General features: G+C 40.6%; 24 protein-coding genes, 1 tRNA gene and 1 riboswitch. Of the genes, 19 read left to right on the top strand and 6 right to left on the bottom strand.

The features are described 5' to 3' along the window. Nucleotides 1-23 precede the first annotated feature (23 nt). The 8 genes from AOC36_RS07890 to AOC36_RS07855 all read left to right on the top strand — a co-directional run bounded on the left by AOC36_RS07890 (nucleotide 24) and on the right by AOC36_RS07855 (nucleotide 8,710). Nucleotides 24-1,223, top strand: a complete 1,200-nt coding sequence (locus AOC36_RS07890; protein ID WP_067633125.1) for a phosphoglycerate kinase — start codon at nucleotides 24-26, stop codon at nucleotides 1,221-1,223. Further along, a complete protein-coding gene (gene tpiA / locus AOC36_RS07885) occupies nucleotides 1,224-1,967 on the top strand; it encodes a triose-phosphate isomerase (protein ID WP_067633123.1) in 744 nt (247 codons plus the stop codon). It abuts the gene before it with no gap. Between the two features lie 20 nt (nucleotides 1,968-1,987). Then, nucleotides 1,988-3,283 (top strand): phosphopyruvate hydratase, encoded by a 1,296-nt coding sequence (eno, locus tag AOC36_RS07880; RefSeq protein WP_067633121.1) that lies wholly within the window; start codon nucleotides 1,988-1,990, stop codon nucleotides 3,281-3,283. A 411-nt stretch (nucleotides 3,284-3,694) separates the two neighbouring features. After that, nucleotides 3,695-4,036 (top strand): hypothetical protein, encoded by a 342-nt coding sequence (locus AOC36_RS07875; protein ID WP_067633119.1) that lies wholly within the window; start codon nucleotides 3,695-3,697, stop codon nucleotides 4,034-4,036. 70 nt (nucleotides 4,037-4,106) lie between these two features. Then, nucleotides 4,107-5,240 carry a glycosyltransferase family 1 protein gene (locus AOC36_RS07870; RefSeq protein WP_067633117.1) on the top strand — a complete coding sequence of 378 codons (1,134 nt, stop codon included), beginning with the start codon at nucleotides 4,107-4,109 and terminating at the stop codon, nucleotides 5,238-5,240. After that, a complete protein-coding gene (locus AOC36_RS07865) occupies nucleotides 5,218-5,907 on the top strand; it encodes a response regulator transcription factor (RefSeq protein WP_067633115.1) in 690 nt (229 codons plus the stop codon). Before AOC36_RS07870 ends, AOC36_RS07865 begins: the two co-directional genes overlap by 23 nt. A 1-nt stretch (nucleotide 5,908) precedes the next feature. Continuing rightward, entirely contained in the window at nucleotides 5,909-7,684 is a 1,776-nt protein-coding gene (locus AOC36_RS07860; RefSeq protein WP_067633113.1) for a sensor histidine kinase, read from the top strand. A 78-nt stretch (nucleotides 7,685-7,762) separates the two neighbouring features. Then, entirely contained in the window at nucleotides 7,763-8,710 is a 948-nt protein-coding gene (locus AOC36_RS07855; RefSeq protein WP_067633111.1) for a DUF1287 domain-containing protein, read from the top strand. A 9-nt stretch (nucleotides 8,711-8,719) separates the two neighbouring features. On the opposite strand, the gene AOC36_RS07850 is transcribed toward AOC36_RS07855, so the two are convergent. After that, nucleotides 8,720-9,838 (bottom strand): FAD:protein FMN transferase, encoded by a 1,119-nt coding sequence (locus AOC36_RS07850; protein WP_067633107.1) that lies wholly within the window; start codon nucleotides 9,836-9,838, stop codon nucleotides 8,720-8,722. Nucleotides 9,839-10,098: 260 nt separating this feature from the next. Here AOC36_RS07850 and AOC36_RS07845 point away from each other — a divergent pair, with 260 nt between their 5' ends. The 3 genes from AOC36_RS07845 to recQ all read left to right on the top strand — a co-directional run bounded on the left by AOC36_RS07845 (nucleotide 10,099) and on the right by recQ (nucleotide 13,928). After that, nucleotides 10,099-10,860 (top strand): type III pantothenate kinase, encoded by a 762-nt coding sequence (locus AOC36_RS07845; RefSeq protein ID WP_067633106.1) that lies wholly within the window; start codon nucleotides 10,099-10,101, stop codon nucleotides 10,858-10,860. Continuing rightward, nucleotides 10,853-11,644 carry a metallophosphoesterase gene (locus AOC36_RS07840; protein ID WP_067633105.1) on the top strand — a complete coding sequence of 264 codons (792 nt, stop codon included), beginning with the start codon at nucleotides 10,853-10,855 and terminating at the stop codon, nucleotides 11,642-11,644. Before AOC36_RS07845 ends, AOC36_RS07840 begins: the two co-directional genes overlap by 8 nt. Before the next feature lie 160 nt (nucleotides 11,645-11,804). After that, entirely contained in the window at nucleotides 11,805-13,928 is a 2,124-nt protein-coding gene (gene recQ / locus AOC36_RS07835) for a DNA helicase RecQ (protein WP_067633104.1), read from the top strand. A gap of 213 nt (nucleotides 13,929-14,141) precedes the next feature. On the opposite strand, the gene AOC36_RS07830 is transcribed toward recQ, so the two are convergent. From AOC36_RS07830 to AOC36_RS07810, 5 genes are all read right to left on the bottom strand, one after another. Beyond that, a complete protein-coding gene (locus tag AOC36_RS07830; RefSeq protein WP_067633103.1) occupies nucleotides 14,142-14,591 on the bottom strand; it encodes a low molecular weight protein-tyrosine-phosphatase in 450 nt (149 codons plus the stop codon). Further along, the gene (locus AOC36_RS07825) at nucleotides 14,588-15,307 is read right to left on the bottom strand and encodes an LrgB family protein (protein WP_067633102.1); all 720 of its coding nucleotides are present in this window, start codon (nucleotides 15,305-15,307) and stop codon (nucleotides 14,588-14,590) included. The genes AOC36_RS07830 and AOC36_RS07825 overlap by 4 nt, the downstream gene beginning before the upstream one ends. Further along, nucleotides 15,300-15,662 carry a CidA/LrgA family protein gene (locus tag AOC36_RS07820; RefSeq protein WP_067633101.1) on the bottom strand — a complete coding sequence of 121 codons (363 nt, stop codon included), beginning with the start codon at nucleotides 15,660-15,662 and terminating at the stop codon, nucleotides 15,300-15,302. The genes AOC36_RS07825 and AOC36_RS07820 overlap by 8 nt, the downstream gene beginning before the upstream one ends. 291 nt (nucleotides 15,663-15,953) lie before the next feature. Beyond that, nucleotides 15,954-16,038 (bottom strand) — tRNA-Leu (locus tag AOC36_RS07815). Nucleotides 16,039-16,187: 149 nt separating this feature from the next. Continuing rightward, a complete protein-coding gene (locus AOC36_RS07810; RefSeq protein WP_067633100.1) occupies nucleotides 16,188-16,625 on the bottom strand; it encodes an Rrf2 family transcriptional regulator in 438 nt (145 codons plus the stop codon). 133 nt (nucleotides 16,626-16,758) lie between these two features. Between AOC36_RS07810 and AOC36_RS07805 the strand changes: the two genes are divergently transcribed. From AOC36_RS07805 to AOC36_RS07770, 8 genes are all read left to right on the top strand, one after another. After that, nucleotides 16,759-17,157, top strand: a complete 399-nt coding sequence (locus AOC36_RS07805; protein WP_067633099.1) for a cupin domain-containing protein — start codon at nucleotides 16,759-16,761, stop codon at nucleotides 17,155-17,157. A gap of 588 nt (nucleotides 17,158-17,745) precedes the next feature. Next, a complete protein-coding gene (pyrR, locus tag AOC36_RS07800) occupies nucleotides 17,746-18,279 on the top strand; it encodes a bifunctional pyr operon transcriptional regulator/uracil phosphoribosyltransferase PyrR (protein WP_067633098.1) in 534 nt (177 codons plus the stop codon). A gap of 107 nt (nucleotides 18,280-18,386) precedes the next feature. Beyond that, nucleotides 18,387-19,283, top strand: coding sequence for an aspartate carbamoyltransferase catalytic subunit (locus tag AOC36_RS07795; protein WP_067633097.1), 897 nt, complete (start codon nucleotides 18,387-18,389; stop codon nucleotides 19,281-19,283). Then, nucleotides 19,280-20,548, top strand: a complete 1,269-nt coding sequence (locus AOC36_RS07790) for a dihydroorotase (protein WP_067633096.1) — start codon at nucleotides 19,280-19,282, stop codon at nucleotides 20,546-20,548. Before AOC36_RS07795 ends, AOC36_RS07790 begins: the two co-directional genes overlap by 4 nt. Then, on the top strand, nucleotides 20,538-21,641 hold the full coding sequence (locus tag AOC36_RS07785; protein ID WP_067633094.1) for a carbamoyl phosphate synthase small subunit: 1,104 nt from the start codon (nucleotides 20,538-20,540) through the stop codon (nucleotides 21,639-21,641). The genes AOC36_RS07790 and AOC36_RS07785 overlap by 11 nt, the downstream gene beginning before the upstream one ends. Further along, nucleotides 21,620-24,793, top strand: coding sequence for a carbamoyl-phosphate synthase large subunit (carB, locus tag AOC36_RS07780; RefSeq protein ID WP_067633093.1), 3,174 nt, complete (start codon nucleotides 21,620-21,622; stop codon nucleotides 24,791-24,793). The genes AOC36_RS07785 and carB overlap by 22 nt, the downstream gene beginning before the upstream one ends. A gap of 5 nt (nucleotides 24,794-24,798) precedes the next feature. After that, a complete protein-coding gene (locus AOC36_RS07775) occupies nucleotides 24,799-25,545 on the top strand; it encodes a dihydroorotate dehydrogenase electron transfer subunit (protein WP_067633092.1) in 747 nt (248 codons plus the stop codon). Beyond that, the gene (locus AOC36_RS07770) at nucleotides 25,542-26,465 is read left to right on the top strand and encodes a dihydroorotate dehydrogenase (RefSeq protein WP_067633091.1); all 924 of its coding nucleotides are present in this window, start codon (nucleotides 25,542-25,544) and stop codon (nucleotides 26,463-26,465) included. Before AOC36_RS07775 ends, AOC36_RS07770 begins: the two co-directional genes overlap by 4 nt. Before the next feature lie 299 nt (nucleotides 26,466-26,764). Next, nucleotides 26,765-26,864, top strand: a riboswitch (purine riboswitch). Nucleotides 26,865-26,913 lie beyond the last annotated feature (49 nt).

The following is a 26,913-nucleotide window of genomic DNA, read 5'->3' as shown; positions in this document are numbered from 1 at the left end:
AATGGTAAAACAAGGAGGATCCTATGGCAAAGAAAACGGTCAAAGATTTAAATGTTGACAGTAAGAAAGTCATTGTACGCGTGGATTTCAATGTTCCACTCAAAGATGGTGTAATTACTGATGACAATCGTATTCTCGGTGCGTTGCCAACCATCAAATACTTGGTTGAAAACAATGCACGTGTGATCTTAATGTCTCACTTAGGTAAAGTGAATCATAAAGATCCAGAAAAAACAGAGGCAGACAAGAAGAAGAACAACATGGCACCTGTTGCAGTTCGTTTGCAAGAGCTACTTCCAGATGTGAAGGTTTCATTTGTTGATGCAACACGTGGACCAAAAGTTGAAGAAGCAGTGAATGCACTTAACAATGGTGAAATTGTACTTCTACAAAACACTCGCTATGAACCAGGTGAAAGCAAAAACGATCCTGAGTTAGGTAAATATTGGGCAAGTTTAGGCGATCTATTTGTAACGGATGCATTCGGTTCAGTACACCGTGCACATGCATCAACAGTTGGTATCGCAGAAAATCTACCTTCAGCTCTTGGGTTCTTAGTTGAAAAAGAAGTAAAATTCTTAGGTGAAGCAATTTATAGTCCTAAGCGTCCATTTGTTGCAATCCTTGGTGGCGCTAAGGTAAGTGATAAAATTAATGTAATTGAAAATCTATTAAACACAGCTGACAAAGTAATTGTTGGTGGTGGTATGGCATACACATTCTTCAAAGCACAAGGTTTAGAAGTCGGAACTTCTCTTGTTGAAGAAGATCGCATTGATGTCGCAAAAGCAATTCTTGCAAAAGCAGACGGTAAATTGGTATTACCAATTGATAACGTTGTTGCTGACGCGTTTGCTCCAGATGCACATCATGAAGTAGCACCTACTGAAAATATGCCTGCAGGCATGATGGGACTTGACATTGGACCAGAAACAATTGAACTCTTTAAGAAAGAACTTGAAGGCGCTCAAACTGTTGTATGGAATGGCCCAATGGGTGTATTTGAATTCCCAGCGTTCGCAAAAGGTACATTAGAAGTATGTAAGGCTATTACAGAACTTCCAGGAGTTCTAAGTGTAATCGGTGGTGGTGATTCAGCTGCTGCTGCAATTCAATTAGGATTTAGAGACAAGATTACCCACATCTCTACAGGTGGTGGTGCAAGTCTTGAGTTTATGGAAGGAAAAGAATTGCCAGGAATTGCAATTATTGAGGAAAAATAAATGAGAAAACCTGTTATATTTGGAAATTGGAAAATGAACAAGACAAATGCGGATGCGAAAGCTTTCTTTGAAGGTGTTGATGCATTTGTTACTGACAAAGCAGATTTCGGTGTTGGTGTGCCATTTACAGCACTTCAAACATCAATCGAAGCTGCTACTAAACTACATGTTGCTGCTCAAAATGTGCACTTTGCACCAAATGGAGCATATACAGGAGAGATTTCAGTTCCAATGCTTGTTGAACTTGGAACAAAATGGGTAATCTTAGGACACTCAGAACGTCGTCAATACTTCGGTGAAAACGATGCTGACATCCAAAAGAAAGCTCTAGCTGCACTTGATGCAGGTATCACACCAATCGTGTGCGTTGGTGAAACATTGTTTGAATTTGAGGCAGGAAAAACTGAACGCGTTGTACGTAAACAAGTTTCAGGATGCCTTTCAGGATTAAGCCCTGAAGCAGTTAGCGGACTTGTAATCGCTTATGAACCAGTTTGGGCAATTGGTACTGGTAAGAGCGCTACTGTTCAAATCGCTCAAGATACATGTGCACTTGTACGTGACGAAGTTCGTAATATTTTCGGTGCTGAAGTAGCTGACAAAGTACGTATTCAATACGGTGGATCAGTTAAACCAGATAACATCGCAGAATATTTATCACAAGAAGATATTGATGGTGCTTTAATTGGTGGTGCTTCATTAGAAGTTGCTTCATTTAAAGAAATCATTAACGCAATTCAATAAGGTATAGGAGGAAACTAAACATGCCATTTATTGCAGACATTTATGCTCGCGAAGTCATTGACTCACGCGGTAACCCAACAATCGAAGTAGAAGTAACAACTGAATCCGGTGCATTCGGACGTGCAATCGTTCCATCAGGTGCATCAACAGGTGAACGTGAAGCTTTAGAACTACGTGATGGTGATAAGAGCCGTTACGGAGGAAAAGGTGTATTAAAAGCTGTAGACAATGTAAATGAAATTATTGCTGACGTACTTGTTGGTTTTGATGTAACAGACCAAAACTTACTTGACAAAACAATGATCGATTTGGACGGAACTCCTGACAAATCAAAACTAGGCGCTAACGCGATCTTAGGTGTTTCATTAGCTGCTGCACGTGCTGCTGCTGATTTCTACGGAATGCCATTATACAAATACTTAGGTGGATTCAACGGTAAAGAACTACCTGTTCCTATGATGAACGTTATCAATGGTGGATCACACGCTGACTCATCTGTTGATTTCCAAGAATTCATGATTATGCCAATCAGTGCTCCAAACGTACGCGAAGCAATCCGTATGGGTGCTGAAACATTCCACGCTTTAAAAACTGTTCTTAAAGACAGAAAACAAGTTACTGCTGTAGGTGATGAAGGTGGATTCGCTCCAAACCTTTCAAGCAATGAAGAACCTCTAGAAGTAATCGTTGAAGCAATCAAACGTGCTGGATACGTACCAGGTGAAGACATTGTTCTTGCAATGGACGTAGCTGCTTCAGAATTCTATGATACTGAAAAAGGTACATATGTACTTTCAAAGAGCACAGGTGAAGAACTTACAACCGACCAAATGATCGATATGTATGAAGGATTCATCAATAAATACCCAATCGTTTCAATCGAAGACGGTTTAGGTGAACGTGACTGGGACGGATGGAAGAAATTAACAGATCGTCTTGGTGATCGTATCCAAATCGTTGGAGACGACCTCTTTGTAACAAACCCTGCAATCCTTAAAGAAGGAATTGAAAAGGGAATTGGTAACTCAATCTTAATCAAAGTTAACCAAATCGGTACATTGACAGAAACATTTGATGCTATGGAAATGGCTAAACGCGCTGGTTACACAGCTGTTGTATCACACCGTTCAGGTGAAACAGAAGATTCAACAATCGCTGATATCGCTGTTGCATTCAACGCTGGACAAATCAAGACAGGTTCAATGAGCCGTACAGACCGTCTTGCTAAGTACAACCAATTACTACGTATTGAAGATGAGTTAGGTGCTGCTGCTAAGTACAGTGGAGCTGCTACTTTCTACAATATCAAAAAGTAATTCACTTGAATTAATTTAAAGTTAAAGGATGGATATGAAACCCTATGGTTTTGTACCCATCTTTTTTTATGAGAAATCATCAGCTCCTTTTACACTTATCAAAAAAGTGTCGACTAAATCTATGGTGATTCCATGCTAAGGCAATCTATTGTAAAATGGGGGTATCGTGATATAAAACCTGAAGAAGTGGACGACCTTGAAATTATGTAAAAAAAGTATTTACACCTAAATAATCAATAATATAATCAACACCGTTATGATCTTGAGATATGACAGGTTAGTAAGACACTTAAGTGTCTTTTTTTTTAAAAATATCGGTGCTTTTAAAATCTTAATCAATTCTTAAGGATTTGTAACTATTACCTTAAACGTGATATTGGTAGAATAAGTCTATACAAAGGAGGTGGTGAGATGTATCAAAAAGAGATGGTTCGATACAACTCATGGTTATTGTTTATTCGAGGACTTGTAGGGGTGTTTCTGATATTATTTGTATTCAATAAAGCGTGTGAGAATCATTTGCTGACTGTATTTATAGTCGGGTTTATTCCTATCTTTATCAGCGTGATTATATGTTGTTACTTCAAAGAAATGACGTCACCAAAAAAAGCATCCCGGGCTTTGAATATCAGCATGATCCTCGCATTGTTCATGATCGCAATCATTTTCAAATCAGATATCAAAGGAATTGTTTTGTCCATGCTGGGATTTATCCCACTGATTCAAGCTTATGATGAAGAAATGCCTTCATAACACACAATCTCATTAAATAGCCTTTGTGATTTATAAAAGATATTGTAAAATGAATATGGAGGGATTTTTTATGAAACCTATAAAAGTTTTGTTTGTACACGGTGGGACCTTAAAAAGAGCAGGAACTGAAACGTTTTTGATGAATACACTACGCACAATCGATGCAACACGTGTACATATTGATTTTATGGTTTTTGGAAGAACCCCAGGAGACTTTGATCAGGAAGTATTGGATCACGGGTGTAAAATCTATCGCATCCCATATACACCGCAAGATTTAAAAATCAAAGGCCCTTCAATTCGTGAAATCAAAAAACAAATCAAATATGAAGACTATGATATTGTCCATGCGCATATGAATGCACTGAATAGTATTGTGCTGAAACAGATGGAAAAATTAGGAATTAAGATTCGCCTATCCCATTCACATGCCAGTGAAAATATCGTAGAAAGTAAAATCATTTCAAAATGCTTTGATTGTGCTACAAAATCAATTCCAAAGTATGCAACTCAACTGCTTGCTTGTTCACATGTAGCAGGAGAATTCTTGTATGGTAATCGTCCTTTCATTGTGGTGAATAATGGCATCAATGTATCCCAATATGCATACAATCCAAACGTACGTGATGCCGTACGTGAAACGTATAATCTCAATGGAAAATTTGTCGTTGGACATGTTGGACGTTTTCACTTTCAAAAAAATCATGAGTTTCTCATCGACGTCTTTCAAAAACTGATAAAAATACAACCCAACGCCCATCTTGTATTAGTAGGGGAAGGGGAACTCGAACCAAAAATCAAACAAAAAGTGAAAGCCTTAGGATTAGAGGGACACGTAACCTATACCGGTGTCTTATCGTCTACAGAGCGTATCCTACAAGGGTTTGACATCTTTGTCTTACCATCCCTGTTTGAAGGGTTACCCTATGTTCTTGTCGAAGCACAATGTAGTGGACTTCCGTGTGTTGTCGCAGATACCGTCAGTTCAGAATCAAAACTGATTGAACCGTTTACCTTTTTACCCTTAAAAGATCCTGGCATGTGGGCTGACACGATTATAAACTTTGAACGTGTTAACCGAGTATCACAAGCTGAGACTTTGGATCAATTGGGCTTTAATAACAAAAAGACCGGTCAATGGTTAACAGACTATTATGAAACTTTAGTAAATGGAGGAAGCGATGCCGAAAATATGCGTATGTGATGATGAAAAAGATATTGTAAGAGCCCTTCAAATTTACCTTGAAGCTGAAGGCTATGAAGTTGTTGGATTTCATAATGGCCAAGATGCCTTAGACTATATTCAACACAATCCAGTGCATTGTTTGTTGTTGGATATTATGATGCCCATCATGGATGGCATCACAACACTGAATGAACTGAGAAAAACCATCGATATCCCAGTGATCCTAATCAGTGCAAAAAGTGAAGACACTGATAAAATCTTAGGATTGAACTGTGGTGCGGATGATTACATTACAAAACCCTTTAATCCAATCGAAGTCATTGCACGTGTGCGCTCTCAAATCAGACGCTATACCTATTATCAACCGTATAAGCAAAGTCATGTGGAATTGAATATTGGGGATATTGTCGTCAATGATTCCACAAAATCAGTCAGTGTCTTAGGAGAGTCTGTGCGTTTAACCCCCATTGAATTCTCAATTCTAAAACTTCTGATGTCACGACCGGGTCATGTGTTCTCACTTCAAAGCATCTTTGATGCCATTTGGGATGAAACCAACATCAGTGCGGAATCTTCAATTCCCGTACACATCAGACACCTCAGAGAAAAAATAGAAATCGATCCTGCGAACCCACGTTACATTCATGTGGTGTGGGGACAAGGATATAAAATAACGGAGTATTAATATGAAATATAAAAAAACGAAAACCCTGATCCTGTTTTGGATTGCCTTTTTGTCATGCCTTTGTGGCTGGATTGGAATTGGTATTGCGAGCTCAATCGTCAATATTGTCAGTGATGGATCAATCGAAAAAAACCTCATCGTGAGAAACTATGGATATAGTGTCGTACAAGAATTTATCTATGACTATGTAGATTTTGGTCAAGTAAGTGAGAACAATCAACTTCAATTTAAACCGGAAAATACAAATCTGGATTTAAGATTTCTGGTTAATGGTGAAGAAGTCTTCACCAATACATCCAGACTCTCTCAATCATCAAAATTAGTCATCATGGTGTATGGTTATGAAGTAAACCTAGACAATGACACACGCCAGTATACGTTAGAATTTGAACTGAATTGGCGTAATGCAGATGATTGGATTGATCAACAATTCAGGGAAGTCAATTTTGTTCTGGAATATCGCCCTGCGCTGTATATTGCAACAGGCATTGCGACATTACTCACGCTTATCATCGCAATTTTTAGTTTCAAATACATCGGACAAAAGGCTGATGGAACCTATGCACTCTCTTTTTTCGAGCGCATCCCCCTTGAACTTATCGCCTTTGCATTTATTAGTCTTTTGGGAATGACGATGGTGGATGAATTTTGGGTCCTTATCTTTTTTATAACAACACTTGTCATCGTGCGAAGTCTCATTGTGAGAATTAATGCGGGTGTGTTGTTTAAAAACTCTTTGATAAACATGCTCATTGGCATCATCACCTACTCCAAAAATAACCATATGGGATTGAGTTACATTGGTTTAGTAGGCTTAATTATGAGTCTCATATCCTTAGGAATGGATGGAGAACTGTTTGTTTTTGTGATGATTCTTTTCTGGGTACCTTATTTTGTGATTACCCGTGCTTGGATTAAACACACTGCAGAAATCAAAGTGCTACAAAAGCTGAGCTTAGACATACGCAGTGGAACTTATACGAACACAGCGGTGAACCTCACATCCGTAGCCCTAAATGACATCAGTTCAAACCTTACTGAAATTCAAAGTGGACTTGATGATGCTGTCCAACAACAACTCAAAAGTGAGCGAACAAAATCGGAACTCATTACCAATGTCAGCCATGACTTAAAAACACCCCTGACTTCGATTGTAAACTATGTGGATTTATTGAAACATGAAGATTTATCCCCAACACAAACTGAATATCTAGGGGTGGTAGATAAACAAGTCCATCGTCTCAAAAAACTTACCGATGATCTTTTTGAAGCAGCGAAGATTAATACCATGGATGTTGAACTCATCAAAGAACCGATTAACCTTAAAGTCTTCTGGGAACAATCCATTGGGGAATATGAGGACAAGATTCATGAAAGAAACCTAGAACTCATATCAAAACTGGATGCAGTGGATGTGGATGTCCTTGCAGATGGGAAATATCTCTGGCGCGTGATTGATAATGTCCTGCGCAATCTTACCCTGTATGCCCAAGAACATACACGGGTCTATATTGATGGTGCACTCAATGAGACACACGCAACCTTATCCATCAAAAATATCTCTAAAGATGCCTTGAATATTACTGAAGAAGAACTGATGGAACGCTTTGTACGCGGTGATTCTTCACGCAATACAGAAGGCAGTGGACTTGGACTGAGCATCGCACGGAATATCATGGAAATGCTGGGTGGAAGCTTTAGCATCAAGATTGATGGCGATCTCTTTAAAGTGAGTCTATGTCTACCACGTGCAACAGAAGACGAATTATTAATGTGAAACTGTGGCATTATCCAACGGATGATGTCATTTTTTCATTGTGCATGGTAGACTATATATAGTTTATTTGGAGGCGTTATGAAACACAAAACAATTCAGACATTTGGTATTGTTGCGTTAATGTGCACATTAATGCTCTTAAAACTTCCACCACTCGGAATCATCCTGGTATACCTTGCGATTTTTAGTGTGTCGCTTCTGTATAAAGATCGCGTGCATTTGAGCCTATTATGCTATGTGTGCTTGTATATTATTTTAGAATTCTGGTTTCGACTCTCACTTAAAGACACGTTTTTAATGATGAGTGTTTATGCACTGATTATTGTGCAATATCGAGACCGACATGTGACCTATGTGATTGTTCCCATTGTACTGATCGTTTTTACCTATCTTTTGGTGTTCTACAATATCTTGCTTCAAGAGCCGTATTCAGCCCAAGATTTCAACTACGAAATCCTAGACCTTGAACACGATGAAAACAACAATGGTCACTCAGATAATCAAGACATCTTAACGGGTGCTTATCATCAAGCCCAACTCAAACCACAGTATAAAAGTGTTTACTATGCAGGGGGTATCCCCCCAGAAACAGAAGGGGTATGCACCGATCTTGTTTGGCGTTCACTACAAGAAGCAGGGTACAACCTAAAAGCAATGATGGATCTTGATATTGATCAAGACCCAGATGCATATCCGTATGCTGAAGATGCAAACATTGATTTCAGACGTGTGCGTAATTTGATCGTGTTTTTTGAACGAAACACACGATCACTTTCACGAGATCTTGATGACAAAGCTCAATGGCAAGGCGGTGACATCGTATTCTTTTCACTCGACCATGTTGGAATCCTTTCAGACCACTACAATCAAGATGGACTCCCACGCCTGATACACAGTGCCCATCCCTATCAATTCAACTTCGAACAAGATGTACTGGTTTCACTCAATGACTCCAAAGGGATTAGTGGTCATTACCGTTGGGAACTAAATGAACAGGGCTATGCGCTCTTAAATGCACTGACATAAAAAAGAAACCTAATCCGCTTGGTTTAGGTTTCTGCTGTATTCTTTAAGGTTATCCGTCATATTAAAGGAGTAATCACCCTGTTGATACCAATCTGGGTTATCATCCACAATCCAAAACACACCAATTTGATCATCAGGATGGTCTTGATTGTAACGTTGTGCAAAGTCTTGTCCTTCTTCATAAGTCATCATAAATAGAGCCGTAGACAAGGCATCAGCAGCACCGGAGTCTTTCATAATTACACTGACGGATCTAAAGTTTGTGGCTGGGAATAACGATTTAGGATTAATGAGATGAGAGAAACTTTCACCATTAGGTCCTGTAAAGGTGCGTTGATAATCACCCGATGTCACAACCGATACTGAATGGGGAATGCTGATTACATCAATATTCTCTGCAGTCGCAAGCACGGAAGGTTCTTGAATCCCAATTGCCCATGAAGCACCATCAGCGCGTGTATTAATGGTACGAATATTTCCACCACCACTGACAATCCCAAATTCCAGGCCTTCAGCTTCAAGCTTTAGTGCAACTTTTTCAGTTGCATATCCTTTGGCGATTGCACCTACATCAAGGGACATGCCTTTTTCGGTTAAGAATACGGTATGATTGGTTTCATCAATTTCAACCTTATCCCATCCTGTAAATGCCATGGCTTCTTCAAGAATCTCAAGGGATGGAATTTCACCTTCTAACCCTTCAGCATTCTTTAATTCACCCGCTTCACGATAATCATGCCAAATTTCAAGCATTGCACCTAAGGTAATATCAAAATAGCTGCTTATTTCAGAATAAGTCCGTGCGAGAAGCAACATGGAAATAATCTCTTGGTCCACTTCAACTGCTGCAATTCCTGCATTATCATTGATGGTTTTGATGTTATTAACGCCTGTATAGCTATTGTATCGATCAAAGAGCTCATTGTAATGAATGAACTCATTACGCATCATGTCGAAGTAATCATCAAAGTCATCTTTAGTTTTTGTATAAGCAAGCAGAGTCATGACGGTATCAAAGCCTGCTGTTAATGTTTGGTTGGTATATCGTGTGTATTCTGATTCAGGTTCTTTTGTGCCACACCCTACTAAAAGTAGTCCAACAAGCACAATGGATAATATTTTTTTCATAAGAGCATTATATCACAAATAGCACGTGCTTTATATGAACCTGCCGTGAAACATATCAAAAATTAATCACCATAAGGACGAAATAAAGGAATGAATTTATGAAACAACAAACCACTCAATTACTTGTGATATTATGCGTGCTTGTATTGTTTTCAGATGAAATCAAATACGTGATTCAAACCCTACTTATCATGTTGTATAATCGTTCTTGATAAGAAAGAAAATATAGCCTATAATTGAACAGTTAGGATGTGAGAACGATGATTTGTACAATCGATGTGGGGAATTCAAATATCGTATGTATACTCTATAATGAAACCCAAGAAATAGTTGAAAAAAAACGCTTTGAGACCATTACGGATCTTGATCATGCTTATGATGCATATACAGCACACTTCAAATCCATGACACACAGTGTTCATAAGGTGATTCTGAGTTGTGTTGTACCCCGTATTCATGATCTTTTAATGCGAGTACTCGAAGATGTTTTTAAATGCCCACCCATCAGTGTCTCACAAAAAACAATACCAACGTTTAAGAACTTACTGGACAACCCCGATGAAATCGGTGCAGACTTTATCGCAAGTTCCATCGGTGCGATGAAACGATTTAGGCCACCCTTGGTGATCGTGGATGTGGGAAGTGCTACAAAAATCACTGCAGTGAATCAACACGGCGCATTTAAAGGCGGAATTATTATTCCTGGACTGGGTGAATCCATGAAGTCGATGCATGCAAAAATCCCCCATCTTCCACAAGTGTCCTTCGAATTTCCACAACAGGTAATCGGACATGATACCGTTTCTGCCATTCAATCGGGTATTATGTACGCAACTTATTATCAAATACGGGGTCTGACACAACAAGTACAACACGAACTGGGTGAATCTTGCACCGTTGTCTTAACTGGAGGATATTCATCCCTATTTAAAGCACGCTTGCATGATTATATCTGGATTGATGATCTTGTGAATGAGGGTCTTTTCCACCTAGCTCAAGAGGATGGATTACACCATGATTAAGTGGCTTTTTCTGCTGTGTGTTTTGGGATTGATATGGGGATTTATTGAAGCAAATACCCTCAAAGTCACACACCTAGATCTTAACAAATCAGACCTTAAGAAATCCGAAAAACCCCTTAAAATCGTCTTTGTTTCAGACATTCACTTAGATTATGTAACCAAATTTAAGCATCACTTCATGAAACGCGTATGTCGTGCAATTAAAGCACAACAGCCTGATCTTGTGATAATTGGTGGGGACATCATCACCAAACCCCGTACATATCCAAACCCTGTCTTTAACTACTTCAAAGATTTAGATATTGAATGTATTGCTGTCTTAGGAAATCATGATTATCTGGATTTGGAAACAGTCAAACAAGCATATCAAGATGCAAACATTAAACTGCTTGTGAATGAATGGATTGAATGGGAAGGGTACACCCTTTATGGAACGGATGATTACCGATTGGGACATCCTTACATTCCACCACTCAATACTCAAAAAGAACAGTCAATCTTAATAAGCCATGAACCTGAAGTGTTACGTAAAAACCCCAATGCACATCAATTTGCTTTTGGACTTGCTGGTCATCACCATGGTGGACAGATTACATTCTTTGGTCATTATGCACCCGCTGTACGCAGTGAATTTGGTCAAGATTTAGTGCGAGGGTATCATGTTGAACATGGCATGCTATGTTATATATCAAAAGGCATTGGTGGATTTCCACTGCGCTTTTTTGCAACCCCAGAAATCGTGGTACTTGATTTATCAAAAACCCAGATAAGTCAAACCCTTTAAAGCCAGTCACTTTTATATCAATAATTACACAGTGATAAGTCTTGGAGCAGATGTTTAAAAGGAAGTAACAAAAACGGTGCGCCGTTTTTATCATTCAGTGAATTTAGGTGATTAATCTTATGTTAATGAGTGGGAGGATATGAAATAGAGAGGTTGAAATATGCTCAAACAAGCAGAACAGAAATTACAAGAATATTTTGGATATCCAGCGTTTCGAAGTGGACAAAAAGAGATTATTGAACAAATCCTAAAGGGATACGATACGATGGGAATCATGCCCACTGGTGGCGGAAAATCCATGTGTTACCAAATCCCAGCACTCGTTTTTGAAGGGATGAGTCTTATTATTTCCCCCCTTATTTCGCTCATGAAAGATCAGGTTGATACTTTGGAGCAGATGGGGATTGCAGCAACTTATATCAACAGTTCCCTAACGATCAAACAGACGAACCAACGTATGCGTCGCATTGCTATGGGTGAAATCAAGTTACTTTATGTTGCACCAGAACGTCTAGATTCTTGGGATTTTTTAGAAACCATAAAGCATCTGAAGATTCCGCTTGTAGCGATTGATGAGGCACACTGTATCTCCCAATGGGGGCATGATTTTCGACCAAGCTATCAAAAAATTCGCGGTTTTATAAACCAACTCCCGATAAAGCCAATTATTCTTGCTTTGACCGCTACAGCTACTTCATTGGTACGAGATGATATTTGCAAGCTTCTCAACATACCACAAGAACACACCATTATGACAAGCTTTGAGCGAAAGAATTTATCGTTTCAAGTTTTGAAAGGCGAAGATAACGAGCGGTTCATTAGAGACTATGTTAAAAAGAACAGCCAAGAAGTGGGGATTATCTATGCTGCTACTCGTAAAGATGTGGATAACCTTTATAACCAACTTAAAAAGGATGGAATCTTCGTGGCAAAATACCATGCAGGACTTTCTAAAGAAGAACGGACTCAGAGTCAGGAAGACTTTTTATTTGATCGCGTTCATGTAGTTGTAGCCACTTCTGCCTTTGGAATGGGTATAGATCGCAGCAATGTACGCTATATTCTTCATTACCAAATGCCCAAAAACATGGAAAGTTATTATCAAGAAGCAGGTCGTGCAGGTCGTGATGGATTGGATAGTGAATGTATCCTATTATATAGCTCCCAAGATGTCCAAGTGCAACGTTATTTAATTGAACAATCCACAAGCGAGGATCGTCAAGCTGATGAACTGAGAAAACTTCAAACGATGGTAGATTATAGCCATACCGAAGGATGCCTTCAAACCTTCATTTTAAATTATTTTGACGAATATGATATCGAAGCCTGTGGCCGTTGTGGAAACTGTACCGATACTAGAGAACGGATTGATGTCACAGTCGACGCTCAAAAAGTCCTTTCTTGTGTTATGAGAATGGGACAACGCTTTGGGAAAACGATGGTGGCTCACGTGTTGGTCGGATCTCAAAATAAAAATATCCTCAAATTCCAATTTAACGAATTATCTACTTTCGGGTTGTTCAAGGGTCAAAGAGCAAAGGATGTCAGCACATTTATTGAATTTCTGATATCAGAAAATTATTTAGATGTCGAACAAGGACAATTTCCTGTTGTTAAAATAACGCCTAAGGGTAAAGCAGTTTTACTTGGAAACATGAAAGTGTGGCGCAAACAACAGGGTAAAACCAAACGCCTTACACAAGAGAATCCTGTATTCGAAGCGTTACGCGCTCTAAGACGTGAAATTGCTTCTGAAGAAGGCGTTCCCCCATTTATCATTTTCTCAGACAAAGTGTTAATGAATCTTTGCATTGAGTTTCCAAAAACTTTGGAAGACTTCCTAAAGGTTAATGGAATAGGAGTGCAAAAACAAAAAAAATACGGACCGAAATTTTTGGAAGTTTTATCCAAATTCAATGAGGAAGCCCTCCCTGTTGAAACAAAAGTCGTTGAAGTCAAAGAGAAAAGACCAAAAAAGGCGAAGGTTACAATGGATAAAACACCGACACATCTACTCACTTTAGAACTTTATCACGATGGGTATACCATCGAAGAAATCGCGAAACTGCGTGAGATGACAACGCAAACAATTGAAAACCATTTGCTAAAATGTGGTGAAGCACAACTACTCGATTTGACACCTTTTATTCCTGAAAAGATTCGTGAACAACTTCAAGAAGTCGTCAATGCCCATCGTGACGATGGTTTAAAAGCAATGAAGGATCAACTTCCAAAGGAAGTCACCTACTTCACCATAAGGGCTTTTTTAGCATCACAAATATAAAAACCGCTGATATACACATTTAATATAATCAATTTTCAACCAAAATCCATCGAAAACCATTACACTTTGATGAATTACTCCTATTTCAAACTTAAGTCGGTCAACGCATTATAACGACAGCCAAATTACACCAAAAGACAGGAAACCCTCATCATTTTATCCAAAGTGGGTTTCTTTTTTTATAATAAAAACGCCATCAAGGCGTCTATTATTTCACATAAGTTTTGTAAACCAGGCAGATACACCATCACGCACGAAACGTCGTGTTTCCTCGAAATCCCCCGTATACCAAGGGTCAGGTACATCACAGCCTTCATAACCTGTAAGAACATCTAAGAACAAATGAATCTTTGGATGATATTGAGGCGGAGCTAATCGCTTTAAATCTCGGACATTGTTTTTGTCCATCCCAATAATAACATCAAAGGTATCAAAGTCAGAGTCCATAAGTGGTCGTGAACGTAAATTTGAGGATGAAACACCATCTTTAGTAAGCACCTCTAAAGTTTTGTGATGGGGACGCTCACCCTGATGCCATCCTGAAGTACCGCATGAATCAACCACCATGGATGTGACCTGATGCTTTCGTAAAAGATCACGCATATAGGCTTCAGCCATGGGTGAACGACAAATATTTCCAAGACACACAAAGAGAATTTTCATAGATAACCTCCCAATAGTTCAATATAAGGTAATCCCAGTATAAACAGGGGAGCAATAATAATGGTAATAATTCCTGAAAGAATCAAGGCAAGCCCTGCCATAGTTCCTTCAAGTTCCCCCAGTTCTATGGCTTTTGAGGTTCCCACTGCATGGGCACTGGTTCCCAGTCCGATCCCTTTAGAAATGGGATGCTTAATGTTAATCGCATTCAAAAGTGAGGGTGCAATGGCAGCACCAAAGATGCCCGTAAGAATCACAATCGGTACGGTGATGCTCGCATTGCCACCATAACTCAACGCGAGATCTTGTGCAATTGCTGTTGTGACCGATTTGGGAAACAGTGATACAATCAGCGAGATGTTTAAATCAAACAATGCGGATAAAATGGAGATACACACAGCATGAACACTCACACCCACAACACACCCCATCAAGATGGGCTTGATGTATTGTTTAAGAATCTGTGTGTTTTGGTACAAAGGAATTGCTAGACATACGGTTGCAGGGGCAATCAAGCGGGTCAAAATATTGGTTGCTTGAGCATACGTCTGATACGGTAAGTCCACCAATATCAGCATGCCAATGATCACCACACTGCTGATCATCAATGGATTAAACAACGGTGACTTCACACGTTTTGAAACAAGACTCACTAAACCATAAACACCAAAAGTCAGTGTTAAACTAAACAAAGGATTCACAATTAGATCACGCATGGTCATCCTCCATTTCTTTTTCAAGCAACGCATCGGTTGTCTTTGCACTAATAACAAGCGTCAGTAATGTTGATACAAACACAATCACAAGAATGGGAATCATGATATCTTGAAACACTGTCCACGATTCCATTAACCCAACTGTCAGTGGCACAAAGAAGAATGCCATATTGTTTTTTAAACCGGATGCAGTGGGTTCGATCGTGTCAATTTTCACTATTTTTAGTGTTAAGGCAGTATACAATAAAAGCAGTCCAATCACACTTCCTGGAAAGACAAACGGTAAGGTGCTTGCAACAACTTCCCCCAACAATGTAAACCCAAATATCACAGATAACTGTACAATTATACTCATAAACCCCTCCTGGACTCTAAAAACAAAAAAACAGCATATCATTAAGTTTATAAATTATGATTTTTGAAATCACAGATTCATAAAACGTACTTCTTAATTATGACGATGAAACACGGGATGTGTCAAGGGTAAAAATGGGAATCAAAATGAACCGATTAAAGCGGATCTTCATGATGAGGATCTTTTTTGTTTGTGAAAAGTATCAATCACATAAAAATGAAGTGTATGATGTTAAGTCGAGACATTTGGGTAATAAAAAAACCTACGTTTTATCGTAGGTCTGATGTCATTTGGTGCACCTGAAGAGATTTGAACTCTTACGAATTGCTTCACACGCCCCTCAAGCGTGCGCGTCTACCTATTCCGCCACAGGTGCATTTCTTTTTGCTTTGTAATTATAACAGTTTACCAAACGAGATTCAAGATAAAATTAAAACATTGTTTGACACAAAAAGATAGATCATGGACATAAACCATCCGCACACTATAATATCACTCATATTAAACGCATCACGTCTTTGGACGCTAAAGCTCAGGTTCAATTGCTTTGAGTTTATTCACCAGCGACTCAAGGGTAATCTTTGACATGGTATCACGCAGTGTATTCGCAATGTCTTGATACGGTTCTTCAAGAATTGTGTTGATGTTTTTCCCTATTGGACACTCTTTTTCAGGATGTTGGTGAACACCTATGAGTTCATCAAGGGAAGTGGGGTCAACAGCACTGAATATATCGAACAGTGTTAGGGTCTTTGGATCGTGTATCAACGTTGCACCACCTGTTCCACGCATGACATCGATGATGCCAGCTTTTTTTAGGCTGCTTAATAATTTTCGAATCTCAACAGGATTACGACCCACACTTTTGGCCAATAAATCACTGGTTACTTTTTCTTTAGATTCAAGTGTCGCAATCATTAAGAGCACATGGACTGCAGTAGAACACTTCACACTGATACGCATTATAATCACCCCTTATATGTATGGCTAGTTTATCATAGAATGTTTAGACAAGACAAGATTAGGATTGACAACACATCAAAATGAGCTACAATTAAGATGTAGGAATTGACGCTACATCAAAGGAGGACGTCACATGACAACGAATTATAATAGAATGGAACTTGGAACATTTGGACACGACCTAAAAGAAAAAGGACGGGTTATGTCAAAGGAAGCGTTAGGGCTTACCGGTACGGAAATATCATTCAACTATGTTAAGGCGGGGGATTTTACACCCTTTGTGCATTCGCATACCCTAAATGAAGAAGTCTATATCATCCTACAAGGAGAAGGTATGTTTATGGTTGATGCGGATGAGTTTGAAATCAAAGAAGGAAGCGTCATCCGTGTGTCTCCAAAAGGACAGCGTGCAATCAAAGCCGGTGATGCAGATTTAGTTTACATCTGCATTCAAGCACAAAGCGGAAGCTTAACCCAGTCAACAGAACACGATGGTGTGATGAGTGAATCAAAAGCATCGTGGATGAAATAACAGGAGTGCCCGTACATGTTACGGGTTTTTCTTTTGTTTAAATTCCCATCCATCAATGATAAGATCGTATCTATTGAATCAAGGAGTTTTAAGATCATGAAAAAACCAACATCATAGTAAAAATCCACGCGCATCCCAATCTATGCACCCAAAGATCGGATCAAAGACCTCCTCCCACACGCATCATCCTTGCAAGACAGGATTCATTATATGAAGAAAAGCACGCCTACGCAGCATATCTTGATCATGCGGGGGTATCGGTATCTTGACATATTTTTGATCAAGCAAACCATGGCTTCACCTTAAAAGACAGTTTGGATGCCACAAAGGCACTCACAATCATGAAAGATTTCACAACACCATGAATCAAAGGGAACCACAATCAAGCGATTAAGCACAAAAAAAACAATGAAGTTGGTCTGAAACATTGACTTCAATCTCCCTACACTGTATTATGGTTTTAGAAAAGTCCTTTAACTTAAGTCCAGAGAGGCTTGGAAGGTTCATCAATTTTTGTGTGTGTTTTTAACGCAACCGATGTTCACCATCCTTGGCTCACTGGTCAAGGATTTTTTATTGGAGGAACGCATGATGGAAAAAGTGATTATGGACGAAGTGACCATTCAAAGGGCACTGACACGCATCGCATACGAAATAATAGAACGCAATAAAGGCATCGAAGACCTTGTGATTGTTGGGATAAAAACCCGCGGTGTTCACATTGCCCAGCGCATCGCACATCGCATTGGACAGCTTGAAAACGCAACGATTCCCTGTGGTATCTTAGATACAACATCCTATCGTGATGATCTTGAAAACCACCAGAAACAGTCCAATAAACCAAAATCCACGTTGGGCTTAGACTTAACAAATAAAGAAGTCATCGTCGTTGATGATGTGCTCTTTACAGGACGTACCATTCGCGCTGCTATGGATGCCATTATTGATTGTGGTCGACCAAAACGGATTGCACTGGCAGTCTTAGTCGATCGTGGACATCGTGAATTACCCATCCGTGCCGATTATGTTGGGAAAAACATTCCAACATCAAAAACTGAAACCGTACGCGTACACTTAAAAGAAAAAGATGGTGTTGACAGCGTCGTGATACTCAAACAATAAGCCATTGATTCAGCTTTAATTTTGTCCTGTGAGGCAAAGAAGGTGGTCATTTTAATGATTAGCTCTTTACTTCACAGTAAGGAGTTTTTTTATAAGGAGAAACACACATGCAACTCAAACACTTTACAAGTTGTGATACATTATCTGATGAAGACGTTTATGGACTTATTCACCGTGCGTGCGATTTAAAGGCAGGAAATGTATCCCCAATCCAATCAAATCTTACCGCCGTGAATTGTTTCTTTGAAAACAGCACACGTACTCAAACTAGTTTCGAAATGGCGCAACGAAAATGTGGGATGAGCGTCATCCCATTCAATGCCTCAACCAGTTCCATATCCAAAGGAGAATCACTCTTTGATACCCTGTTGACCATGGATGCCATTGGCGTAGATATTGCGGTGGTACGCTGTTCAGAAGAAGGATTCTTTCATGAAATCATGAACTGTCCCACCATGAATATTTCCATTATCAATGCCGGTGATGGTGCTGGAGAACATCCAACCCAATGCATGCTTGATATGATGACAATTTACGAAGAATTCAACACCTTTAAAGACCTCAATGTCGTGATTGTAGGGGATGTGAAACACTCACGGGTTGCCCATTCAAATGCACGCTTACTGACACGCCTTGGTGCAAACGTCAGCTTTTTTGGACCACCACAGTTCATGGATGAAACCATGGATCAATATGGACCGGTTGTGGATTTGAAATCTGTAATACAAACGGTTGATGTGGTCATGCTACTGCGTGTTCAAAATGAGCGCCACTCTGATGTTTATATTGAAGACTATCACAACCATTATGGTCTGACACAAGAGATGGCCAAAAAACTCAAAGCATCCGCAATCATTATGCATCCAGCACCGGTAAATCGCGGGGTCGAGATTGACAGTGATTTGGTTATCAGTCAACACTCACGCATTGTTGATCAAATGCGAAATGGGGTTTATACACGCATCGCAATACTTGAAGCCATAACAAAAGGGAGGACACAATGATTACAGTTATACAAAATATAAAGATCAACACCAAAGACAATGAATTAATACCGCAAGAAATTCGCATTAATAACGGTCGAATCGAAGCGATTGGAGACCAAGTATCCACACAGGATGCAACCCTCATCGATGGTCAAGGGTGTGTCGCACTGCCTGGGTTTGTGGATGTGCATGTTCACTTTAGAGAACCCGGTTTTGAAGCCAAAGAAACCATTAAAACAGGCGCACTCAGTGCTGCGATGGGGGGCTTCACAACCGTATGTGCCATGCCTAATACCAATCCTGTAATCGATTCAAAAGAAACCTTAGAGCGCGTCAATGCGATTGCAAGACGGGATGCATGCGTCAATGTTTTATCGTATGCAGCCATCACAAAAGGGTTAAGATCACAGGAACTCACTGATTTTGAAGCCTTAAAAGAAGCGGGATGCTTCGCTCTGACCAATGATGGTGTAGGGGTTCAAGAAGCAGGGGTGATGTATCGCGCGATGTTAGAAGCCAAACGCGTCGGACTTCCCCTCGTAGCCCATACTGAAGATGACTCCTTACTTTTTGGGGGTGTAATGCATGAAGGCATCCAAAACAAGAAACTGGGACTTCCGGGTATGTTAGGACTCACAGAGTCCACCCAAATAGCCCGTGATATCTTACTGGCAAAGAAAACAGGCGTTCACTATCATGTATGCCATGTATCCGATGAAGACAGTGTCGAAATGATTCGTCTGGGTAAGAAAATGGGAGTCCATGTGAGTGCAGAAGTCACTCCCCATCATTTACTGCTTGTGGATGAAGACATCAAAGAAGACGATGCAAACTATAAAATGAACCCGCCTTTACGATCAAAACGCGATCAAAACGCCCTGATTAAAGGACTTCTGGATGGAACACTTGACTTTATCGCAACCGACCATGCACCCCATACCCACGAGGAAAAGTCAGGCGGATTTATGACATCACCATTTGGGATTGTAGGTCTTGAGACTGCCTTCCCTTTGATGTATTCATACTTTGTGAAACCTGGGGTGATGACCTTACACCAACTCATTGAATTTATGAGTACCAAACCCGCCCAAACCTTTGGATTGGATTGTGGGGTACTCGAAGTGGGTGCAGTGTGTGATATGGTGCTGGTTGATCTCAATCAAAAAAGTGCACTTGAAGCACCCAAAGGATCAAAATCATCAAATACACCGTTTATTGGAACCACGGTCTATGGAACAATCAAAAAAACATTTGTGAAAGGGAGTTGTGTATATGAATCGTAGATTTCTAATTTGTGAAGATGGCACTCAATTTATCGGAGAAGGGTTTGGACACAGCGACACAATCATTGGTGAACTGGTCTTCTCAACAGGGATGAGTGGATACCAAGAAACACTCACAGACCTTTCCTTTCAAAATCAAATTGTAACTTTTACCTATCCCTTAATCGGCAATGCAGGGATTAACCGCGATGATGATGAAAGTTTACTGCCAGGATGCTTAGGCATGATTTGTCGTGATTATGCAAAAAAGGGCAGTAACTGGCGCAGTGTGATGAGTCTTGATGAATACCTTAAACAAAAAGGCATTGTCGGATTATCGGGGATTGATACGCGAAAACTCGTGCGAAAATTACGTACCCTAGGGGTCATGAAAGCCATGATTATCGATGAAGACCAAATCACAGGGGATGAACTAAAACGCGTCAAAGCCTATGAAGCACCGCGCGATATTATTGCACAAGTCTCAACTGCAAGTGCCTATCCAAATCCAAACAGTGGGCATAAAGTGGTGGTCATTGATTATGGATTGAAGCACTCTATTTTAAGAGAACTCTCAAAACGTCAATGTGATGTCACGGTGGTCCCTTATAATACTTCAGCCCAAACCATTTTGAATTTAAGACCCGATGGTGTCATGTTAACCAATGGTCCAGGGGATCCAAAAGACATGGAAGATGCTGTAAAAGAAATTCAAGGATTGGTGGGGAAACTTCCCATCTTTGGGATTTGCATGGGCCATCAACTCTTATCCAAAGCCTATGGCTGTGATACCTTTAAAATGAAATTTGGACACCGTGGGTTTAATCACCCCGTGCGTGAAATCGCAAGTGGCTCCATTATGTTCACCTCACAAAACCACGGGTATGCGGTTGATGAAGCATCCGTAGACCAAACACAACTCATGATTACCCATAAAGAAATCAACGACTTAAGTGTAGAAGGCATTCGCCATCGCCACCATCCATCCTTCAGTGTACAATTTCACCCCGACGCAGCACCCGGTCCCCATGATGCCAGTGCACTCTTCGATGACTTTATTGAACTCATGGACCGCTTTAAGGAGACGAAAACATGCCAAAAAGAACAGATTTAAAGAAAATTATGGTGATTGGTTCAGGACCAATCGTCATTGGTCAAGCAGCAGAATTTGACTACGCTGGAACCCAAGCATGTTATGCGCTTCGTGAAGAAGGCTATGAAGTCATCTTAGTCAACTCCAACCCCGCAACCATCATGACGGATAAAGAAAGTGCAGATCGTGTCTATATTGAACCCTTAACCCCTGCATTTCTTGAATCCATTTGTCGTAAAGAAAGACCCGATGCAATCTTACCAACCTTGGGGGGACAAACCGGTCTTAATTTAGCGATGGAACTTGATGAAAGTGGCTTTCTTCAAAAACTCAACATTGAACTCTTAGGAACACCCATCAGTGCGATTAAACAAGCGGAAGACCGCGAAGCCTTTAAACATCTGATGGAAACCATTCAAGAACCCATTCCCGAAAGCGAGATTGTGCATACCGTTGAAGCGGCTGTCGCCTTCTCTAAAACGATTGGATTTCCCCTCATTGTACGCCCCGCCTTTACCTTAGGAGGAACGGGGGGTGGTATGTGTGATGATGAAGACCAACTCATTAAAATTGTATCTGCAGGATTGGCTTTGTCCCCAGTAAACCAATGTCTTGTTGAGCGAAGCATCGCTGGATATAAAGAAATTGAGTTTGAAGTGATGCGTGATCACCATGACAATGCAATCGTTGTATGTAATATGGAAAACTTTGACCCCGTAGGCATTCATACCGGTGACTCCATCGTCTTTGCACCAGTTCAAACGTTGACGGATGTGGAAGTCCAAATGCTTCGAGATGCCTCCCTTAAAATTATTCGTGCTTTAAAGATTGAAGGGGGTTGTAATGTGCAATTAGCCCTGGATCAAGACAGCTACAAATATTACATCATTGAAGTAAACCCACGTGTATCACGCTCCTCAGCCCTTGCTTCAAAAGCAACCGGATACCCAATCGCGAAAATCGCCGCAAAGATTGCAGTCGGCATTTCACTGGATGAAATGATCAACCCGGTAACCAAGACAACCTATGCGCAATTTGAACCCGCATTGGATTATGTCGTTTCGAAAATTCCACGCTGGCCTTTTGATAAGTTTGAAGATGGCGCAAGACGCCTTGGAACTCAAATGAAAGCAACCGGTGAAGTCATGGCGATGGGACGTTCCCTTGAAAGCTCGCTTTTAAAAGCAGTCCGTTCCCTTGAAATTGGATGCATGCATTTATCCATGAAAGAACATGAAGCCTTGAGTGAATCAGAAATTATGCACCAACTCATTCATGCCCAAGATGATCGACTCTTTGTGATTTATGAAGCAATGAAACGCGGTCTTAGTGATGAAGAAATTCATGCCTTTACCAAGATTGATTTATTCTTCCTTGATAAAGTGCGTCACATTTTAGACATTGAAACCCAATTAAAACACGACACCAGCGATGCAGCTCTTTGGAATGCGAAGTTTTATGGCTTTCACGATCAAACCATCGCCCACACTCACAATACCGATGAAAAAAGCATTCGAGATCGCCGCCACCAAATCGGGTGTCATCCTGTCTTTAAGATGGTAGATACCTGTGCCGGTGAGTTTGAATCCTCAACCCCATATTTCTATTCAACCTATGAAGAAGAAAATGAAAGTGAAAAAAGTGATCGTAAGAAAGTTGTAGTCCTAGGCAGTGGCCCAATTCGTATTGGTCAAGGGATTGAGTTTGACTATGCAACCGTACACTCAGTGCGTGCCATTCAAGCGATGGGCTATGAAGCCATTGTGATTAACTCAAATCCAGAAACGGTATCCACTGACTTCTCTGTTGCGGATAAGTTGTACTTTGAACCCCTCACAGCAGAAGATGTCTTGGAAATTATTAAACTGGAAGACCCAATGGGTGTCATTGTACAGTTTGGTGGACAAACCGCCATCAACCTTGCCCAAGTCTTAGAAGAAAATGGGGTGACTCTAATTGGAACACGCTTTGATGATTTAGACCGCGCTGAAGATCGTGACCGATTTGAAGCGGTCCTTACATCTCTAAACATTGAACGACCAAAAGGGGGTACTGCCCGTTCCACACAAGAAGCAATTCATATTGCAGATTCAATTGGCTACCCAGCACTTGTTCGTCCGAGTTATGTGTTGGGAGGACGTGCGATGCAAATTGTTTCCAATACCCAAGAACTTGAAAACTACATGCGTAAAGCGGTGAAAGCATCTGACCAACACCCCGTCTTAATTGACCGTTATATCCAAGGGGTTGAATGCGATGTGGATGCCCTATGTGATGGCACAACCGTATTAATTCCAGGCATCATGGAACACATTGAACGCTCTGGCGTTCACTCAGGCGATTCCATGGCCATCTACCCACCTCAAAACCTAAGTCCAGAGATTCAAGATAAGATTGTGGAAATCACCCAAAAACTGGCGATTGGCCTTAATTGCATTGGGATTATGAACGTCCAATATATCATTTGTGATCAAGAAGTGTATGTCATTGAAGTCAACCCACGCGCAAGCCGTACCGTGCCATTTTTAAGCAAGATTACCAATATTCCCATGGCCCAAGTCGCAACCCGCATTATCTTAGGTGAAAGCCTTGTTGATCAAGGATATGTTGGTGGCTTAGTCAAAGCTCCCTCACGCATCAGTGTGAAAGCACCGGTCTTCTCTTTTGGAAAACTAGACCAAGTGGATGCGATTTTAGGACCTGAAATGAAATCAACGGGTGAAGTTATGGGAAGTGACACCTCATTAGAAAAAGCATTATACAAAGCCTTTGTGGCAAGTGGTATGCACATTCCAGAATATGGCAAAGTGTTTGTGACCGTTGATGATCACAATAAAGAAGAGGTTGTGGACATTGCGAAAGACCTCGTTCAATGTGGCTTTGATTTAATCGCAACCCATGGTACTGCAGATTGCCTTGAGCGTGCAGGCTTATATGTCCAACGCATTGAAAAACTCAGCGAAGGCCTTGATATCGTGCAAACCATGAAAAACGGGGATATTGCGATGGTTGTGAACACCATTGGTGAAGATAAAACAGCCAATAGCGATGGCTTTAGAATCCGTAAAGCATCCATCGAATACCGCATTCCACTGTTTACCTCACTGGATACCGCACGCGCCATTACCAACGTCATTAAAAATTCAAACTTCTCACTGGAAAGGATTGGATAAGGCATATGAAACAATGCGATGCAATTGTGATTTCAAATAAAAAAGTAGCCTTTAATGTATATGAAATGATATTAGAAGGAGACTTTGGTTTAACAGAGGATTTTGCGGGACAGTTTGTACAAGTACAAGTACCCGAATCATCCGCCTACCTAAGAAGACCCTTCTCCATCACCGATTATCGAAACGGCCAATTGGTCTTAGTCTATCGCATCGAAGGAAGGGGCACACTGGCATTAAGAGGCTGTAAACCCAAAGACACCCTCAATGTTTTAAGCCCGCTGGGTCATCCCTTTCCCATACATCCAAACCAAAAAGTTGCCCTTATTGGGGGTGGGATTGGCGTTGTTCCTTTGTATGGACTCAACAAACGATTGGTTGAGATGGGCTGTCAAGTACACAGCTATTTGGGATATCAAGATGCAGCATCGGTCATCTATAAAGATGAATTTGAAGCACTCAGCGATCTGACCATCACAACACTGGATGGAAGTGTTGGACAAAAAGGGAATGTCTTAGATTCTGTTGATGTCAGCGACATCGATGTTATCTATGCCTGTGGCCCGCATGGTCTTCTCAAAGCAATCCAAGAAACATACCCAGACAAAACCGTCTACCTTTCCCTTGAAGCCCGTATGGCCTGTGGGTTTGGGGTATGCAATGCCTGTGTCTGTCGAAAACAAACCGATACAGAAGAGACCTTCCTCATCTGTAAAGATGGGCCAGTCTTTAATGGAAAGGATGTAATCTTATGAATCGACTCCATGTAAGCCTCCCAGGACTTTCCCTCAAAAACCCAATCATGCCTGTAAGTGGTACGTGTGGGTTTGGGGAAGAACTCTCAAAGCTGTATGATTTAAGTAACCTGGGAGCAATTATCATTAAAGCAGCTACCCTTGAACCCCGTCTTGGAAATCCACTGCCTCGTGTTGCGGATACACCCAGCGGTATGTTGAATGCAATTGGACTTCAAAACCCGGGAGTGGATGAAATCATTCGCTCAAAACTTCCTTTTTTAGAACAATTCTCCTGCAGTGTGATTGCGAACATTGCTGGAAGTTCCTTAGAAGACTATGTTGAAACGGTAAAACGCATCACCAATCATCCCCGTGTCGATGCCCTAGAACTCAACATTTCCTGTCCAAATGTTAAAGAAGGTGGGATTGCCTTTGGAACAGATCCACACATAGCCTACCAACTCACAAAAGCAGTTAAAGAAGTCGCAACAAAACCCGTCTATGTGAAACTCTCTCCCAATGTGACGGACATTAAGGTCATTGCCCGTGCAGTCGAAGAGGCTGGCGCAGATGGGTTCTCACTCATCAATACGTTGTTAGGCATGCGCATGGATATGAAAACAAAAGAACCTCTGTTATCCATTAAAACAGGGGGCTTAAGTGGCCCAGCAATCTTTCCTGTAGCCCTGCGGATGGTCTATGAAGTTTCTTCAATCTCACAATTACCCATCATTGCAATGGGCGGCGTCAGTAGTGCACATGATGCCATCGAACTCATGATGGCAGGCGCAAGTGCTGTGGGTGTTGGTACCGCAAACTTCATCAACCCATGGGTATGCATGGATATAATCAACGAATTACCGGAAGTCATGGATAAATATGGTATTGAGTCGTTGGAATCACTGCGTCAAGAAATCAGAAGCAAACGAACGGTTTAATCACCCTTACGCATAAAATGGTTATCACACCTTGAGTCGATAACCATTTTTATGCGTAAGTGTATGGGGATGTTTTTGTTTAGACACTTGTGTGAAGGGGCGAAAGGGTGATTTTGACCCATAGCCATTAAATTTCTTCATGCAAGTTCGTCGATGCGTGTTTACACTTGATAGACTCTATGGTATCATTTAAGTGAATTTGGAGGATAGAAACTATGGATCGTAACAAATCACAAATCTATCGGGCTTCATGTTCGCTTACTTGGTAGCACGGCTTTTTTCGTAGGCTGTGTTTTTATTTTTTTAAAATCATTATATTTTGTATAATCGTGAAATGTTGGTTCACAAGTCTCTACCTTGCTCCGTTCGTGCAAGACTACAAAATAGAATACTTCTTTTTACTATTCTATTTTCTAGGGAGACTTCTTAACATGAGTCTCTTTTTTCA

Origin of the sequence: Erysipelothrix larvae, assembly GCF_001545095.1 — a bacterium.
In the GTDB taxonomy this organism is placed as follows: Bacteria; Bacillota_I; Bacilli_A; order Erysipelotrichales; family Erysipelotrichaceae; genus Erysipelothrix; species Erysipelothrix larvae.
Note: the sequence above shows the minus strand (reverse complement) of the source record. Positions and strands in the feature narration are given on the sequence as shown.

Coding starts and splice junctions, on each gene's coding strand:
- AOC36_RS07890 (WP_067633125.1), top strand. CDS start 24: ATGGCAAAGAAAACGGTCAAAGATTTAAATGTTGACAGTAAGAAAGTC.
- tpiA (WP_067633123.1), top strand. CDS start 1,224: ATGAGAAAACCTGTTATATTTGGAAATTGGAAAATGAACAAGACAAAT.
- eno (WP_067633121.1), top strand. CDS start 1,988: ATGCCATTTATTGCAGACATTTATGCTCGCGAAGTCATTGACTCACGC.
- AOC36_RS07875 (WP_067633119.1), top strand. CDS start 3,695: ATGTATCAAAAAGAGATGGTTCGATACAACTCATGGTTATTGTTTATT.
- AOC36_RS07870 (WP_067633117.1), top strand. CDS start 4,107: ATGAAACCTATAAAAGTTTTGTTTGTACACGGTGGGACCTTAAAAAGA.
- AOC36_RS07865 (WP_067633115.1), top strand. CDS start 5,218: ATGCCGAAAATATGCGTATGTGATGATGAAAAAGATATTGTAAGAGCC.
- AOC36_RS07860 (WP_067633113.1), top strand. CDS start 5,909: ATGAAATATAAAAAAACGAAAACCCTGATCCTGTTTTGGATTGCCTTT.
- AOC36_RS07855 (WP_067633111.1), top strand. CDS start 7,763: ATGAAACACAAAACAATTCAGACATTTGGTATTGTTGCGTTAATGTGC.
- AOC36_RS07850 (WP_067633107.1), bottom strand. CDS start 9,838: ATGAAAAAAATATTATCCATTGTGCTTGTTGGACTACTTTTAGTAGGG.
- AOC36_RS07845 (WP_067633106.1), top strand. CDS start 10,099: ATGATTTGTACAATCGATGTGGGGAATTCAAATATCGTATGTATACTC.
- AOC36_RS07840 (WP_067633105.1), top strand. CDS start 10,853: ATGATTAAGTGGCTTTTTCTGCTGTGTGTTTTGGGATTGATATGGGGA.
- recQ (WP_067633104.1), top strand. CDS start 11,805: ATGCTCAAACAAGCAGAACAGAAATTACAAGAATATTTTGGATATCCA.
- AOC36_RS07830 (WP_067633103.1), bottom strand. CDS start 14,591: ATGAAAATTCTCTTTGTGTGTCTTGGAAATATTTGTCGTTCACCCATG.
- AOC36_RS07825 (WP_067633102.1), bottom strand. CDS start 15,307: ATGCGTGATCTAATTGTGAATCCTTTGTTTAGTTTAACACTGACTTTT.
- AOC36_RS07820 (WP_067633101.1), bottom strand. CDS start 15,662: ATGAGTATAATTGTACAGTTATCTGTGATATTTGGGTTTACATTGTTG.
- AOC36_RS07810 (WP_067633100.1), bottom strand. CDS start 16,625: ATGCGTATCAGTGTGAAGTGTTCTACTGCAGTCCATGTGCTCTTAATG.
- AOC36_RS07805 (WP_067633099.1), top strand. CDS start 16,759: ATGACAACGAATTATAATAGAATGGAACTTGGAACATTTGGACACGAC.
- pyrR (WP_067633098.1), top strand. CDS start 17,746: ATGATGGAAAAAGTGATTATGGACGAAGTGACCATTCAAAGGGCACTG.
- AOC36_RS07795 (WP_067633097.1), top strand. CDS start 18,387: ATGCAACTCAAACACTTTACAAGTTGTGATACATTATCTGATGAAGAC.
- AOC36_RS07790 (WP_067633096.1), top strand. CDS start 19,280: ATGATTACAGTTATACAAAATATAAAGATCAACACCAAAGACAATGAA.
- AOC36_RS07785 (WP_067633094.1), top strand. CDS start 20,538: ATGAATCGTAGATTTCTAATTTGTGAAGATGGCACTCAATTTATCGGA.
- carB (WP_067633093.1), top strand. CDS start 21,620: ATGCCAAAAAGAACAGATTTAAAGAAAATTATGGTGATTGGTTCAGGA.
- AOC36_RS07775 (WP_067633092.1), top strand. CDS start 24,799: ATGAAACAATGCGATGCAATTGTGATTTCAAATAAAAAAGTAGCCTTT.
- AOC36_RS07770 (WP_067633091.1), top strand. CDS start 25,542: ATGAATCGACTCCATGTAAGCCTCCCAGGACTTTCCCTCAAAAACCCA.